13 protein-coding genes are annotated in these 12,759 nt (G+C 72.1%); 6 read left to right on the top strand and 7 right to left on the bottom strand.

Features of this window, described 5'->3' with window-relative positions:
- Positions 1–203: 203 nt before the first annotated feature.
- Both Scani_RS06220 and Scani_RS06215 read left to right on the top strand, forming a co-directional pair.
- Positions 204–1,481: a thymidine phosphorylase gene (locus Scani_RS06220; protein ID WP_159470792.1), complete on the top strand. Its 1,278-nt coding sequence runs from the start codon at positions 204–206 to the stop codon at positions 1,479–1,481.
- A gap of 636 nt (positions 1,482–2,117) precedes the next feature.
- On the top strand, positions 2,118–2,339 hold the full coding sequence (locus tag Scani_RS06215; protein ID WP_159470789.1) for a DUF7489 domain-containing protein: 222 nt from the start codon (positions 2,118–2,120) through the stop codon (positions 2,337–2,339).
- 224 nt (positions 2,340–2,563) lie between these two features.
- Here the strand turns inward: Scani_RS06215 and Scani_RS06210 are convergent, their stop codons facing one another.
- Positions 2,564–3,880, bottom strand: coding sequence for an MFS transporter (locus Scani_RS06210; RefSeq protein WP_159470787.1), 1,317 nt, complete (start codon positions 3,878–3,880; stop codon positions 2,564–2,566).
- A gap of 35 nt (positions 3,881–3,915) precedes the next feature.
- Between Scani_RS06210 and Scani_RS06205 the strand changes: the two genes are divergently transcribed.
- A complete protein-coding gene (locus Scani_RS06205) occupies positions 3,916–4,959 on the top strand; it encodes a LysR family transcriptional regulator (RefSeq protein WP_371872313.1) in 1,044 nt (347 codons plus the stop codon).
- A gap of 44 nt (positions 4,960–5,003) precedes the next feature.
- Here the strand turns inward: Scani_RS06205 and Scani_RS06200 are convergent, their stop codons facing one another.
- Positions 5,004–5,822, bottom strand: a complete 819-nt coding sequence (locus Scani_RS06200) for an alpha/beta hydrolase (RefSeq protein ID WP_159470785.1) — start codon at positions 5,820–5,822, stop codon at positions 5,004–5,006.
- A gap of 103 nt (positions 5,823–5,925) precedes the next feature.
- On the opposite strand from Scani_RS06200, the gene Scani_RS06195 reads away from it, so the two are divergent.
- The gene (locus Scani_RS06195) at positions 5,926–7,086 is read left to right on the top strand and encodes an adenosine deaminase (RefSeq protein ID WP_159470783.1); all 1,161 of its coding nucleotides are present in this window, start codon (positions 5,926–5,928) and stop codon (positions 7,084–7,086) included.
- Positions 7,087–7,228: 142 nt separating this feature from the next.
- Positions 7,229–7,498 carry a hypothetical protein gene (locus tag Scani_RS06190; protein ID WP_159470781.1) on the top strand — a complete coding sequence of 90 codons (270 nt, stop codon included), beginning with the start codon at positions 7,229–7,231 and terminating at the stop codon, positions 7,496–7,498.
- A gap of 160 nt (positions 7,499–7,658) precedes the next feature.
- Here Scani_RS06190 and Scani_RS06185 read toward each other — a convergent pair whose 3' ends face one another.
- From Scani_RS06185 to afsQ1, 5 genes are all read right to left on the bottom strand, one after another.
- Positions 7,659–7,868 carry a PspC domain-containing protein gene (locus tag Scani_RS06185; RefSeq protein WP_159470780.1) on the bottom strand — a complete coding sequence of 70 codons (210 nt, stop codon included), beginning with the start codon at positions 7,866–7,868 and terminating at the stop codon, positions 7,659–7,661.
- Positions 7,869–7,913: 45 nt separating this feature from the next.
- Positions 7,914–8,468: a VanZ family protein gene (locus Scani_RS06180; protein WP_167538030.1), complete on the bottom strand. Its 555-nt coding sequence runs from the start codon at positions 8,466–8,468 to the stop codon at positions 7,914–7,916.
- A gap of 89 nt (positions 8,469–8,557) precedes the next feature.
- Positions 8,558–9,172, bottom strand: a complete 615-nt coding sequence (locus Scani_RS06175; RefSeq protein WP_167538029.1) for a hypothetical protein — start codon at positions 9,170–9,172, stop codon at positions 8,558–8,560.
- Positions 9,169–10,944, bottom strand: a complete 1,776-nt coding sequence (locus Scani_RS06170; protein WP_159470778.1) for an ATP-binding protein — start codon at positions 10,942–10,944, stop codon at positions 9,169–9,171. Before Scani_RS06170 ends, Scani_RS06175 begins: the two co-directional genes overlap by 4 nt.
- The gene (gene afsQ1, locus Scani_RS06165) at positions 10,941–11,618 is read right to left on the bottom strand and encodes a two-component system response regulator AfsQ1 (RefSeq protein ID WP_026169550.1); all 678 of its coding nucleotides are present in this window, start codon (positions 11,616–11,618) and stop codon (positions 10,941–10,943) included. The genes Scani_RS06170 and afsQ1 overlap by 4 nt, the downstream gene beginning before the upstream one ends.
- Positions 11,619–11,843: 225 nt before the next feature.
- Between afsQ1 and Scani_RS06160 the strand changes: the two genes are divergently transcribed.
- Entirely contained in the window at positions 11,844–12,647 is an 804-nt protein-coding gene (locus Scani_RS06160) for a SigE family RNA polymerase sigma factor (protein WP_159470776.1), read from the top strand.
- Positions 12,648–12,759 lie beyond the last annotated feature (112 nt).

Below are 12,759 nucleotides of genomic sequence, written 5' to 3'. Positions count from 1 at the left end.
GCCACCGCCACCGCCACCGCCACCGCCACCGCCACCGCCACCGCCACCGCCACCGCCACCGCCACCGCCGCCGGCGACCAGACGGGGCGGGCCGCACCCCAGGCACCGCCCCTGGCGCCACCCCCAGGGCGGCCGCCCGCCGCCCCTGGCCACCCCGCCGTCTATGCGTGTAGAACGGACCTACCCGTTCGAAAGGAACCTCCATGGACGTCATCTCCGTCATCCGTACCAAGCGCGACCGCGGCGAGCTGACCGCCGATCAGATCGCCTGGGTGATCGGCGCCTACACCCGCGGCGAGGTCGCCCACGAGCAGATGTCGTCCCTCGCGATGGCCATCTTCCTCAACGGTATGAACCGCACGGAGATCGCCCGCTGGACGGCCGCGATGATCGCCTCCGGCGAGCGCATGGACTTCTCCTCGCTGCCCCGCCCCACCGCCGACAAGCACTCCACCGGCGGCGTCGGCGACAAGATCACCCTCCCGCTCGCCCCGCTCGTCGCCGCCTGCGGCGCGGCCGTCCCGCAGCTCTCCGGCCGCGGCCTCGGCCACACCGGCGGCACCCTCGACAAGCTGGAGTCCATCCCCGGCTGGCGCGCGACGCTCTCCAACACCGAGATGCTGGACGTCCTGCGCGACGTCGGCTCGGTCATCTGCGCCGCCGGCGACGGCCTGGCCCCCGCCGACAAGAAGCTCTACGCGCTCCGCGACGTCACCGGCACCGTCGAGTCCATCCCGCTGATCGCCTCCTCCATCATGTCCAAGAAGATCGCCGAGGGCACCGGCTCCCTCGTCCTGGACGTCAAGGTCGGCTCCGGCGCCTTCATGAAGGACCTCGCCAACGCCCGCGAACTGGCCTCCACCATGGTCGAGCTGGGCACCGACCACGGCGTGAAGACCGTCGCCCTGCTCACCGACATGGCCACCCCGCTCGGTCTGACCGCGGGCAACGCCCTCGAAGTCCGCGAATCCGTGGAGGTCCTGGCCGGCGGCGGCCCCCAGGACGTCGTCGACCTCACCCTCGCCCTGGCCCGCGAGATGCTCGACGCGGCCGGCCTCAAGGATGCCGACCCGGCCAAGGCGCTCGCCGACGGCTCCGCCATGGACCACTGGCGCCGCATGATCAGCGCCCAGGGCGGCGACCCCGACGCGGCCCTCCCGGTCGCCCGCGAACAGCATGTCGTCACCGCCTCCTCCTCCGGCACCCTCACCACCCTCGACGCCTACGCCGTCGGCCTCGCCGCCTGGCGCCTGGGCGCCGGCCGCGCCCGCAAGGAGGACCCGGTCCAGGCCGGCGCCGGCATCGAGATGCACGCCAAGCCCGGCGACACGGTCACCGCCGGCCAGCCCCTGCTGACCCTGCACACCGACACCCCCGAAAAGCTCCCCTACGCCCTGGAGGCCCTCGACGGCGGCGTCCTCGTCGGCCCCCGGGACGCGGCCTTCGCCGCCACCCCGGTGGTGCTGGAACGCATCGCCTGACCCGGGCCGGCGGCCGGCGGCCGCTGCGGGCGCGGCTCGCATGGTGAACGGGATCGGTGCAGCGGCACCGGTCCCGTTCGGCGTGCCGAAGCCGGTTGTGCTCGTCGAGGCCGAGGAGCCCGCAGCGATCGCACCCACCGCCGAGCGCTTCCGGCAGGAGGACCGTGTCAGGGGCGCCCGGACCGGCCGCGACGCCCGGACCGGCCGCGACGCCCGGACCGGCCGCGACGCCTGCCCGTCATCGAGGGCCTCGTACGTCTGCCGTCCGGCGGGGTGCGGGCCCGAACGACGAAGGGTCCCCGCCTCGAATGAGGCGGGGACCCTTGTGTGGAGCGCCCGGCAGGCCTTGCACCTGCATTTCCCGCCGGCTGGCGGACGTCTTTCCTTGGACCACAGACGCGTGACTTCCGTGCTGTGCACCGAAGTTGCATCATGATCATACACGTATCCCGGCGTGCCGTGCCCACGCGTCCGCCGCAGCCGCCGACCAGGCTCGCCGGGCGACGCCCCGCGCACCCGCACGAGCCGCCGGTCTGCGGTCGAGTGGCGGTCAACGCCCCGGCAGGACATATGTCATCGCCAGGAGGTGACGCACGGCTCTGCAGGCCGGCCACCGGCCCTCGTAGGCTCCGTAGCATGTTCACATCTCGCAAAGCCGGACAAGACGACGCCTGGGAAGGCGTCGTCCTCAACAAGTCGCGGGGCATGCTCGACGGCTCGAACATGTACCACTCCGTCGAGGTCCGCCTTGCCGAGGGCGAAGCGGTGAAGGTCCGGATCAGCCGCCGGCTCTGGAAGTCGGTCGCGGTCGGCGACCGGATCGTCAAGCGCCCCGGCGCCGACCCTGTCAGGGAGTAGCCCTTCAGGATCTGGAGGGCCGAGCGCTGCCGCACACAGTGACAGTGCCGCTCCGCCGCCCCCACGCACCACCGCGACCCGCGCTCCGTCCGCCTCGGCGAGCCGACCCGAGCCGTTCGACAGGACCCCGGCACCCCGGCACCCCGCTCTGCCAAGCCGGTCGACGGCGAAGGGCCCGCCCCACCAGGACAGGTGGCGGGACGGGCCCTTCGGACCGAGGGGAGTTACGCGGCCTTCTCCAGGTGGAGCAGGCGGCGTTCGGCCACGGCCTTGCGGGTGGCGTAGAGGGTGATCGAGGCGGCGCCCACCATCGCGGCGAGGCCCAGGAGGACGGTGCCCTCCCAGCCGACGGCGTGGAAGGCGGCGGCGCCGAGCGCACCGCCCAGGCTGCTGCCGACGTAGTACGCGCACTGGTACAGCGCCGACGCCTGGGCGCGGGCCGTCTTGGCGGTGCGGCTGACCGAGGACGAGGCGACCGCGTGGCCCGCGAAGAAGCCCGCGGTGATCAGGACGAGGCCTGCCAGCACCGAGTAGACGGAGTCGGAGAGGGAGAGCAGCAGGCCCGTGGAAGTGGTGCCGACGGCCAGGTAGAGCGCGCCGCGGCGGCCCGTGCGGGCGACCAGCTTCCCGGCCGCGGCCGAGGAGACCGTACCGACCAGGTAGACCACGAAGATCGAACCGACGATGCCCTGCGGGAGGTTGAACGGCTCGGACACCAGGCGGTAGCCGATGACCGTGTAGACCGCGCCGAAGACCGTCATGAACAGCCCGCCGATGGCGTACAGGCGGCGCAGCAGCGGGTCGGCGAGGTGGCCGCCGAGCGTGCGGGCCAGCGCCCGCGGGCCCACCGAACGCGGCGCGAAGTGCCGGGCCTTGGGAACCAGCAGCCGGAACGTCACCGCGCACACCACGGCCAGGACACCCACCGCGGCCAGCGCGGCCCGCCAGCCCCACGCCTGGGCGACCCAGCCGGTCACGATCCGGCCCGACATGCCGCCGATGCTGTTGCCCGCCACGAACAGTCCGATGGCCGCCACCAGCGCCTTGGCGCGCACCTCCTCGGCCAGGAAGGCCATCGCCGACGCCGGCAGCCCGGCCAGCGCGACGCCCTGGATGCCGCGCAGCGCGATCAGCGCACCGAGCGACGGGGCGAACGGCACCGCCATGGCGATCAACGCGGCGACGGAGAGGGACACCGTCATCAGCGTGCGCCGGCCGAAGCGCTCGGACACCGCGCTCAGCGGGATCACACCGAGGGCCAGGCCGAAGGTGGCCGCGGACACCGTCCAGCTCGCCTGGTCCGGGCTGACCCCGAGGTCGGTGGAGATCGCGGGCAGCAGCGCCTGCGTGGAGTAGAGGAGTGCGAAGGTCGCGATCCCGGCGGCGAAGAGGGCGAAGCTCATCCGGCGGTAGCCGGGGCCGCCCGGCCGCAGCTTGCCCGACTCGGGGTCGGGAGCGGCGGAAGGAGAAGAGTCAGTGGACGACTGGGGAGAGGCGGCCGCACGGTCGATGACGGACGCCCCGGTATCAGCGGGAGGCATGCTTCGAAGGTAGGACGCCGCGTTTCATGCGTCCAATGCATAGAAACGCCATAATCGATGCTGTGACACATGATCCCAGGTCGCAAGGGCCGCTGTTGCAAGGTCGCGACAGAAAAGAGAGTGCCGCAGCGCCGCGGGCCGGTGCGGAGGCGAGGGAGCCGGCCGAGCTCGGAGGCGACTCCTGGGCGGCGGTCCTCGCCCCGCGGCTCGCCCAGTTCACCGCCGTCGCCCGGCACGAACACGTCACCCGCGCCGCGCAGGAGCTCGGCATGCCGCAGCCGACGCTCAGCCGCGCCCTCGTCCGCCTGGAGGACGACCTCGGCGTCGCCCTCTTCGCCCGGCACGGCCGCACCTTGGCCCTCACCCCGGCCGGCCGCGCCTTTCTCGCCTCCACCGAGCGGGCGCTGACGGATCTGGAGCGGGCAACGGAGTCCGTACGGGCCGATGTCGACCCCGCCGCCGGGAAGGTGGCGTTCGGCTTTCTGCACACCATGGGCTCGGAGACCGTGCCCGGCCTCATCCGCAGCTTCCGCGCCGACCACCCGCGCGTCCGCTTCCAGCTCGTCCAGAACTACGGCGAGGCCATGATCGAACGCCTCCGCGCCGGCGACCTCGACCTGTGCCTGACCTCGCCGGTCCCGGACTACCCGGACCTGGTCGCCCGCCGGCTCGACGAACAGAAGCTGCGCCTCGTCGTCCCGGACGACCATGCGCTGGCCGCCCGCAAGCGGGTCCGGCTCGCGGAGGCCGCCGGCGAGCTCTTCGTCACCCTCGAACCCGGCTACGGGCTGCGCCGGATCACCGACGCGCTGTGCGCCGAGGCGGGCTTCACCCCACGGGTCGCCTTCGAGGGCGAGGAGGCCGAGACCCTGCGCGGCCTGGTCGCGGCCGGCCTCGGCGTGGCCCTGCTGCCCCCGCCCGCCGTGCCCCGCCCCGGAGTCGCCGAACTGACGGTGACGGCCCCCCGCGCCGTCCGCGAGATCGGCGTCGCCTGGCTGGACGGCCATCCGGACACCCCACCGGTAGCCGCCTTCAAGAAGTTCCTCCTCAGCCGCCGGGGGAAGCTGCTGCCGAGGTGAGGGGGGCGAACACCGGCGGCAGGACCCCGGCGCCCGGCAACCCCTCAGTGCCGCAGCGACGCCCCGAAGCCCGCGGCGAGGGGCATGCGCAGGCCCAGGGGTGGTGGGGCGGCCAGGGCGTCCTTGACGGGTCTGGAGTAGTCGCGGGTGAAGAGGGAGCCGAGCATGAAGTCGGCGGCCAGGGAGAGGACTTCGGTGCGGTGCTGGTGCAGGGAGTGGCCGTCGGAGTGGACCTCGAAGCGGCAGGTGTCGCGGTTGACCTTCTTGGCGCGTTCGGCGTAGCGGTAGGACAGATCGGGATCGGTGCGTTCGTCGTTCGTGCCGTGGACCAGCAGGACCTGTCGGCCGATGAGCTGTTTCACCGGGTCGGGCCGCTCGTCGTCCTCGCCGGGGCCGGGCAGCCAAGGGGCCAGCGCCAGTACGGAGTTGACGGCGGGGTGGCCCGCGGCGTGCAGGGCGGCGCGGGCGCCCATGCCCGTGCCGACGAGGCAGACCGGGACATCGCCGTAGCGGCGGACCACCTCGTCGAGGGCCCAGGCCGCGTCCCGTGCCGGATGGGCGTCGGGGCCGTTCCAGCCGCTGCAGCGGTAGCGGACGACATGGGCCGTCAGGCCCTCAGGGCGTCCCGCCTTCGCCAGCCGGACCGCCAGTGGCCGCACCGCCAGTGCCGCCACCGGCGACGGCCGCCGCACCCCGGTCGGCACGCCCCCGGGCAGTAAAAGCGCGACCCCGCTCACCTCCCGGCCGGTGCTCCGCGCGCCGCCACCCCGCCACCGGAGCGCCTCGCGCGCTCCCTCCTTGCCGGCCGTTCCCAGCGGTTTTCCCAGCCGGGCCTCGCGCACCGGCAGTGCTTGCTGAGCCATGACCAGAACGATGGCAGAAGGAGGCGTGCCCGCCACCCCGTGGACGGGTCACTGTTACGTATCGTTCGATGAGATCTACGCGCGTAGGGGCTAGAGTGCCGAGATGACGAGCGAGACCACCACACTGCCGACCAGTGAACAGATCCTCCGCGCCCCCAAGGTGCTGCTCCACGATCACCTCGACGGCGGCCTGCGCCCCGCCACCGTCGTCGAGCTGGCCCGCGAGAACGGCTACGAGGGACTGCCCGAAACCGACCCGGAAAAGCTTGGGATCTGGTTCCGTGAGGCCGCCGACTCCGGCTCGCTCGAGCGGTACCTGGAGACCTTCGCGCACACCTGCGCCGTCATGCAGACCCGCGACGCACTGGCCCGGGTGGCCGCCGAGTGCGCCGAGGACCTCGCCGCGGACGGTGTCGTCTATGCCGAGGTCCGGTACGCGCCCGAGCAGCACCTCGAGCAGGGGCTGACCCTCGAAGAGGTCGTCGAGGCCGTCAACGAGGGGTTCCGCGAGGGCGAGCGGCGGGCCCGGGAGAACGGTCACCGCATCCGGGTCGGTGCCCTGCTGACCGCGATGCGGCACGCCGCCCGCGCCCTGGAGATCGCCGAACTCGCCAACCGCTACCGCGACACCGGCGTCGTCGGCTTCGACATCGCGGGCGCGGAGGCCGGCTACCCGCCCACCCGCCACCTCGACGCGTTCGAGTACCTCAAGCGGGAGAACAACCACTTCACCATCCACGCCGGTGAGGCCTTCGGACTGCCGTCCATCTGGCAGGCCCTGCAGTGGTGCGGCGCCGACCGCCTCGGCCACGGCGTCCGGATCATCGACGACATCGAGGTCGCCGACGACGGCTCGGTCAAGCTCGGCCGGCTCGCCTCGTACGTACGGGACAAGCGCATCCCGCTGGAGATGTGCCCGACCTCCAACCTGCAGACCGGCGCCGCGCCCTCCTACGCGGAGCACCCCATCGGCCTGCTGCGCCGACTGCAGTTCCGGCTCACGGTCAACACCGACAACCGGCTGATGAGCGGCACGAACATGTCCCGGGAATTCGAGCACCTGGTCAAGACATTTCGATACACGCTCGATGACATGCAGTGGTTTACAGTCAATGCGATGAAATCAGCGTTCATTCCTTTCGATGAACGTCTGGCCATGATCAATGACGTCATCAAGCCCGGTTACGCGGAACTGCGGGCCGAATGGCTGTTCCGTCCGCAGGGTACAACTGCCCCTGTCAACAGGTCTTCTGACTCTGTGTAAGGAGACGGCGCGAGCTTATAGCGCAACGGCCGGTGGAATGTCCACCGGCCGTTTTTTCTTTCCTCGTGGCTGTTTGCGGCGCCGGTTGCCGCATCACTAGGTTGATTGGCCGGTCAAGCCCCCATCACGAGGACGTAATTCGATGAAGCAGGGAACCATCAAGACTCTCGGTACCGTCGCGCTCGGTGCCGCTTTCGTCGTCACCGCCGCGGGCGTCGCCAGCGCGGCGCCGGTCGTCGGCAGCTCCGACACCACCGGGGTGCTGAAGAGCCTGCCGGTGAAGGACGCCGCCAAGACCGTCTCCGGCCTCACCAAGGCCAAGCCGGCCGGCCAGGACGTCAAGACCAAGGTCAAGTCCCAGGGCAACAAGCTGCTCGGCGGCCTGCAGCCCGGCAGCCTCCTCGGCGGCTGACACCGGACGCGGCCCGTCCCGCGGGGGACGGGCGCCGCGCCGTGCCCCGGCCGTACGCCTCGCGTACGGCCGGGGCACCGTCATGTGCGGCCGGGGGAGCGGACCGCGGGACGGCGGAGCGCCGGATCGGCGGCGCGCGCCGGGCGGCCGGCCGGGAGGGTCACCAGGCGGCGGCGCCGGTGGCCTTCTCCTCCGAGGGGAGGAATATCCACAGCGCCAGGTAGACGAGGAACTGCGGGCCGGGGAGCAGACACGACACCACGAAGAGCACGCGCATCGTCGCCGGGGTCGTACCGAAGCGACGGGCCAGGCCCGCGCACACTCCGGCGATCATTCGGTTGTTGCGGGGGCGGACCAGTGCGGCGGCCATGAGAACGACTCCTTTTCGACTCTGCGGGGCGGCTGCCCCGATGTCTCAAAGGTAGGTCCGGCTGCCGGAGAGAGCATCAGCCTGCAGGGCCAGTCCACCCCTGGGGATTGTCGGGGTCGCAGCCCCGAGATCCCCGTACCTGCGACGGAGCCGGCGGCGGGCCCGGGGGACGACCGCCAGGTGCACCACGGCCACCCCGAGGGTGCCGAGCAGCACCGAGTCGACGTCCGGGACCCGGCCGGGGACCCCGGACTGCAGCAGCTCGATGGCCAGCGCGATCATCGCTCCGGCGAAGGCGGTACGGGTCAGGGACACCAGGGGCGAAACGTTCAGGCGGCCCGCCGAGAGCGGCAGCAGTACCCCGAGGGGCGCCAGCAGCAGGATCGAGCCGCCCAGATGCTGTACGACCTCCCACGACGGGCCGTGCGCCAGCTCGGCGCGGATCGTGGCCAGCGGTTCGAGGTTCGCGGCGGGCACCCACGGCACCGTACGGGGACGCAGTGTCAGCCAGCCGACTGTCGACAGATGCGCCACGAGGAGGAGAAGTCCGGTGACGCGCATACGGGGGGCGGCGGTGGTGCCGGGGCCATGAGGCTGCACACAGGCCAGGACGCGGGGAGTGGGGGCTGCGGTTCCGCCCAGTTGCGCCCGTCTTGGTCCGTCCCACAGGCCCCGTCGTGGCCCCCGATTCACCCCTCTTCCGACAACGGGTCACCCCACCCGGCGTTCTCCGCGATGTCCGGATTGGCCAGCACATCCGCGGAGCAGTCGTAGCGGTGCGCCGTATCGTCGCCCGGACCGCCCAGCACCGCCGCATGGGTGCGGCCCAGCGCCGTGCTGGCGCCGTAGGTGCACACCAGCTGCGCCAGGGCGAACGACGGCAGATCATCCGGCCGCATGCTCAGCCGCAGCGCATCCGCGGGGTCGCCCGTGCGGGGCCCCGAGACCTTCAGGTCCTGGGGAAGCGCGCTGCTGAAACCGGCCTTCTCCTCGTCGGCGGACGGCTTGTGCTGCAGCTCGTGCAGCAGCGCACGGGCGGTCGGCAGCCGTGGATCGGTGGCCTTGGACGGGGGTACCGGCCGCTCGACCTGGGCCAGCGCCGAGCCGCACACCAGGTACACACTCGTCGTGGAGTTCTCGCCGGACGGACTCGGTCGCGACGTCGGAGCCTTGCAGCTGACCCGGGAGGGCGCGCCGCCCGCGTCGACGGGGACGGACGTGCCCCGGATTCCGCAGCCCGCGGCGGCGAGCGCGAGCACCACCACGGCGGCGGTGCGCCGTCCTGTCCGCCTGCTCGGCGTCATCGCCCGCCCTCCGTGCCCTCGTCGGCCGTGCCGTCGTCCTGCCGGTCGCCGTCCGTCAGCGGGGAGGCGTCCATCGGCAGCCGCAGGGTGAAGACCGCGCCGCCCTCGGGGAGGTTGGCCGCGGTGATCTCCCCGCCGTGGATGTGTGCGTTCTCCATGGCGATCGACAGGCCCAGACCGCTGCCCTCCGACCGCGGCCGGGAGGCGCTCGCCTTGTAGAAGCGGTCGAAGACGTGCGGGAGGACCTCCTCCGGGATGCCGGGGCCGTGGTCCCGTACGCGGATCACCAGTTGCCCGCTCCCGGACCGCACCTCGTCCGCGGTCCGTCCGGCCCGCTCCGGTCCGCCGTCCCCCGCACCGGCCGCCGGTCCGCCGGCCGCCTCGGCCCCGTCCGCGCCGCCACCGGAGACCGCCGTGCTGCCCGTCCTGCCGCCCTCGCCGTCGCCCGCGGCGCCTTCCGTGCGCACCGAGACCCGCACCGGCGAGCCACCGTGCTTGAGGGCGTTGCCGATCAGATTCGCCAGGATCACATCGAGCCGCCGCGGGTCCAGCCGGACCACGATGCCGCGGTCCGCGTCGAGCTCGACCGCATCCAGCCAGGCCCGGGCGTCGATACAGGCGGTCACCTGGTCCGCGACGTCGACATCGTCCAGCACGAGACGGGCCGTGCCCGCGTCGAAGCGGGTGACCTCCATCAGGTTCTCCACGAGGTCGTTCAGCCGCCGGGTCTCGCTGACCACCAGTTGCACCGCCGGCGCGATCATCGGGTCGAGGGAGTCGGCCTCCTCCTCCAGCACCTCCGAGACGGCGGTGATCGCGGTCAGCGGCGTCCGCAGCTCGTGCGACATGTCTGCGACGAACCGCCGGGACGCCGCCTCGCGCCCGCTCAGTTCTTCGACCCGCTGCTCCAGACGCTCCGCCGTCCGGTTGAACGTCCGGGAGAGATCGGCGAGTTCATCCGTGCCGGTCACCCGCAGCCGGGTGTCCAGGCGGCCCTCGCCGAGCTGCCGCGCCGCATGCCCCAGCCGCTGTACGGGCCGCAGCACCGTCGTCGCCGCGGCCTGCGCCAGCAGCGCCGAGCCGACCAGGGCGAGCGCCGTCGCGATACCCAGCGACCAGGCCAGCGAGTTGAGGTCCTGCCGCTCGGTGGCGAGCGACTTCATCATGTAGCCGGTGGGCCCGCCGCCGATCACCTTCGCCCCGGCGACGAGGTAGGGGGTGTCCTCGACCTGTTTGCGCTGCCAGTAGAGATGGTGGGAGTACTGGTTGGCCTCGTCGACCGGACGCACCTCGTTGACCGCGTTGCGCAGCGGCACGGGCACGTTCTTGAGCGTCAGCAGGTCCTTGTCCGTGGTGGCGGCGCAGTCCTTGCCCTCGCGGTCCACGCCTATCAGCAGTACCGCGTAGTTCTGCGGCCCGCCCGCCATCTGCCGGGCGGCATCCTGGAGTTCGGCGCACCGCGGACGCAGCGGCAGCGACCGCGTACTGTCCTCCAGCGCCTTGCGGAAGTCCTTGAGGACGGCGTTCTGCGTGCGGTCCAGAACGGTGTTGCGGTTGAGCCAGTACGCGATGCCCGAGGCGGAGACCGCGGCGGTCAGCGCCACCAGCGCGAAGACCACGACCAGCCGGAGCCGCAGACTCGTCCAGCGCAGCAGCCCCGACGGACGCCCCAGCAACCGCAGCACCCGCCGCCCGGCCACGGGCGCGCCGGCCCCGGCCTCGTCGTCCGCACCGTCGTCCGTCGTCGCGCCGTCCGTGGAACGCTCCCTCACTGCGGCGAGTCCAGCCGGTAGCCGACGCCCCGGACCGTACGGATCAGGGTCGGTGAGGAGGGCACGTCCTCCACCTTCGCGCGCAGCCGCTGGACACAGGCGTCCACCAGGCGCGAGTCGCCGAGGTAGTCGTGCTCCCACACCAGCCGCAGCAACTGCTGCCGGGACAGCGCCTGGCCGGGCCGGCGGCTCAGCTCCAGCAGCAACCGCAGCTCGGTCGGTGTCAGTTGCAGGTCCTCGCCGTTCTTGGTGACCGTCATCGCCGACCGGTCGATCACCAGCGAGCCGAACGTCGCCGAGTCGCTGGACTCGCGCTCGCCGCGGCGCAGCACGGCCCGGATCCGGGCGTCCAGCACCCTTCCCTGGACCGGTTTGACGACGTAGTCGTCGGCGCCCGACTCCAGGCCCACCACGACGTCGATGTCGTCGTTGCGCGCCGTGAGCAGGATGATGGGCAGCTGGTCCGTACGCCTGATCCGCCGGCACACCTCGAAGCCGTCGATGCCCGGCAGCATCACATCCAGCACGATCAGGTCCGGGCGCTGCTCGCGCAGCAGCTTCAGGCCGTCCTCGCCCGTCGCCGCGGTCACCACACGGTGACCCTGGCGCGACAGCGAGAGTTCGAGGGCCGTGCGGATGGCGTCGTCGTCCTCGATCAGCAACAGGAAAGGCACGTCGGCCATTCTGGCCCATGGGACGCCGGGAGATCGACCAGTGGCGCTCTCGTACACAAGCCCCGCACCCGCGAGGCCGCCGCGACGCGCCGCACCGGCCCCTGTGACAGGCCTGTGACAGTCGGCGGACAACGCGATGAAACTGGGTTGGCAGTCTTTGGGGCATCGGGAGAGATCAACACCCCGACACACCGAACGAGCTGGCTCTACGACGGGGGGCGCGAGATGAACACACTGCACGGCACCACCAACAGCGCAGTTATCACGCGGCTCCACGACGTCGTCAGGACCGGCGAGAAGTCCGCTGCCGGCGTGCGGGGATGCGCCCGCGGCATCGGACGCCAGCGGCCGCCGTACATGGTGGCCATCGATGCCACGACGGTCACGGTCAACGGGGCCGACGCGGACGGGGGGCACGGGGGCAACGCCGCCCACGGGGGAAACAACGGGGGAGCGGAGTACAGGGAGGCCACGGGGGAACGGCGTTCCCCGGCGGAGACGGCGGAGGCCGAAGCGGCCTTCACCGCCTACGTCCAGGAGCGCCGCGCCTCCCTGTACGCCACCGCCTACCACCTGACCGGTGACCGCTACGAGGCCGAGGACCTGCTGCAGAGCGCGCTGTTCTCGACCTACCGGGCGTGGGACCGGATCAGCGACAAGGCGGCGCTCGGCGGCTATCTGCGCCGCACCATGACCAATCTGCACATCAGCGCCTGGCGTCGGCGCAAGCTCAACGAGTACCCGACCGAGGAGCTGCCGGAGACGGCGGGCGACGTGGACGCGATGCGCGGCACCGAGCTGCGCGCCGTTCTGTGGCAGGCGCTGGTCCGGCTGCCCGAGACGCAGCGCACGATGCTGGTGCTGCGCTACTACGAGGGCCGTACGGACCCGGAGATCGCGGACATTCTCGACATCAGTGTCGGCACGGTGAAGTCCAGCATCTGGCGCGCCCTGCGCCGGCTGCGCGAGGACGAGGTCCTCAGCTTCGGCCGTGACCAGGAGGAGTCCTTCGGCGAGCTGGTGGCCTGAGGATCGGGGGAGCCCGAGGGGGGACCAGGGGGAACGCCCGAGGGGGGCAAGGGGAAAAGGGGATGCGGGGGAACCGGCGGAAGCGGAGCAATCCGAACAAGCCGGACGTATC

This window comes from Streptomyces caniferus, assembly GCF_009811555.1.
In the GTDB taxonomy this organism is placed as follows: domain Bacteria; phylum Actinomycetota; class Actinomycetes; order Streptomycetales; family Streptomycetaceae; genus Streptomyces; species Streptomyces caniferus.
This window is presented reverse-complemented; position numbering and strand designations above follow the sequence as displayed.

Coding starts and splice junctions, on each gene's coding strand:
- Scani_RS06195 (WP_159470783.1), top strand. CDS start 5,926: ATGACGAGCGAGACCACCACACTGCCGACCAGTGAACAGATCCTCCGC.
- Scani_RS06185 (WP_159470780.1), bottom strand. CDS start 7,868: ATGGCCGCCGCACTGGTCCGCCCCCGCAACAACCGAATGATCGCCGGA.
- Scani_RS06220 (WP_159470792.1), top strand. CDS start 204: ATGGACGTCATCTCCGTCATCCGTACCAAGCGCGACCGCGGCGAGCTG.
- Scani_RS06205 (WP_371872313.1), top strand. CDS start 3,916: ATGCATAGAAACGCCATAATCGATGCTGTGACACATGATCCCAGGTCG.
- Scani_RS06210 (WP_159470787.1), bottom strand. CDS start 3,880: ATGCCTCCCGCTGATACCGGGGCGTCCGTCATCGACCGTGCGGCCGCC.
- Scani_RS06200 (WP_159470785.1), bottom strand. CDS start 5,822: ATGGCTCAGCAAGCACTGCCGGTGCGCGAGGCCCGGCTGGGAAAACCG.
- Scani_RS06160 (WP_159470776.1), top strand. CDS start 11,844: ATGAACACACTGCACGGCACCACCAACAGCGCAGTTATCACGCGGCTC.
- Scani_RS06175 (WP_167538029.1), bottom strand. CDS start 9,172: ATGACGCCGAGCAGGCGGACAGGACGGCGCACCGCCGCCGTGGTGGTG.
- Scani_RS06215 (WP_159470789.1), top strand. CDS start 2,118: ATGTTCACATCTCGCAAAGCCGGACAAGACGACGCCTGGGAAGGCGTC.
- Scani_RS06190 (WP_159470781.1), top strand. CDS start 7,229: ATGAAGCAGGGAACCATCAAGACTCTCGGTACCGTCGCGCTCGGTGCC.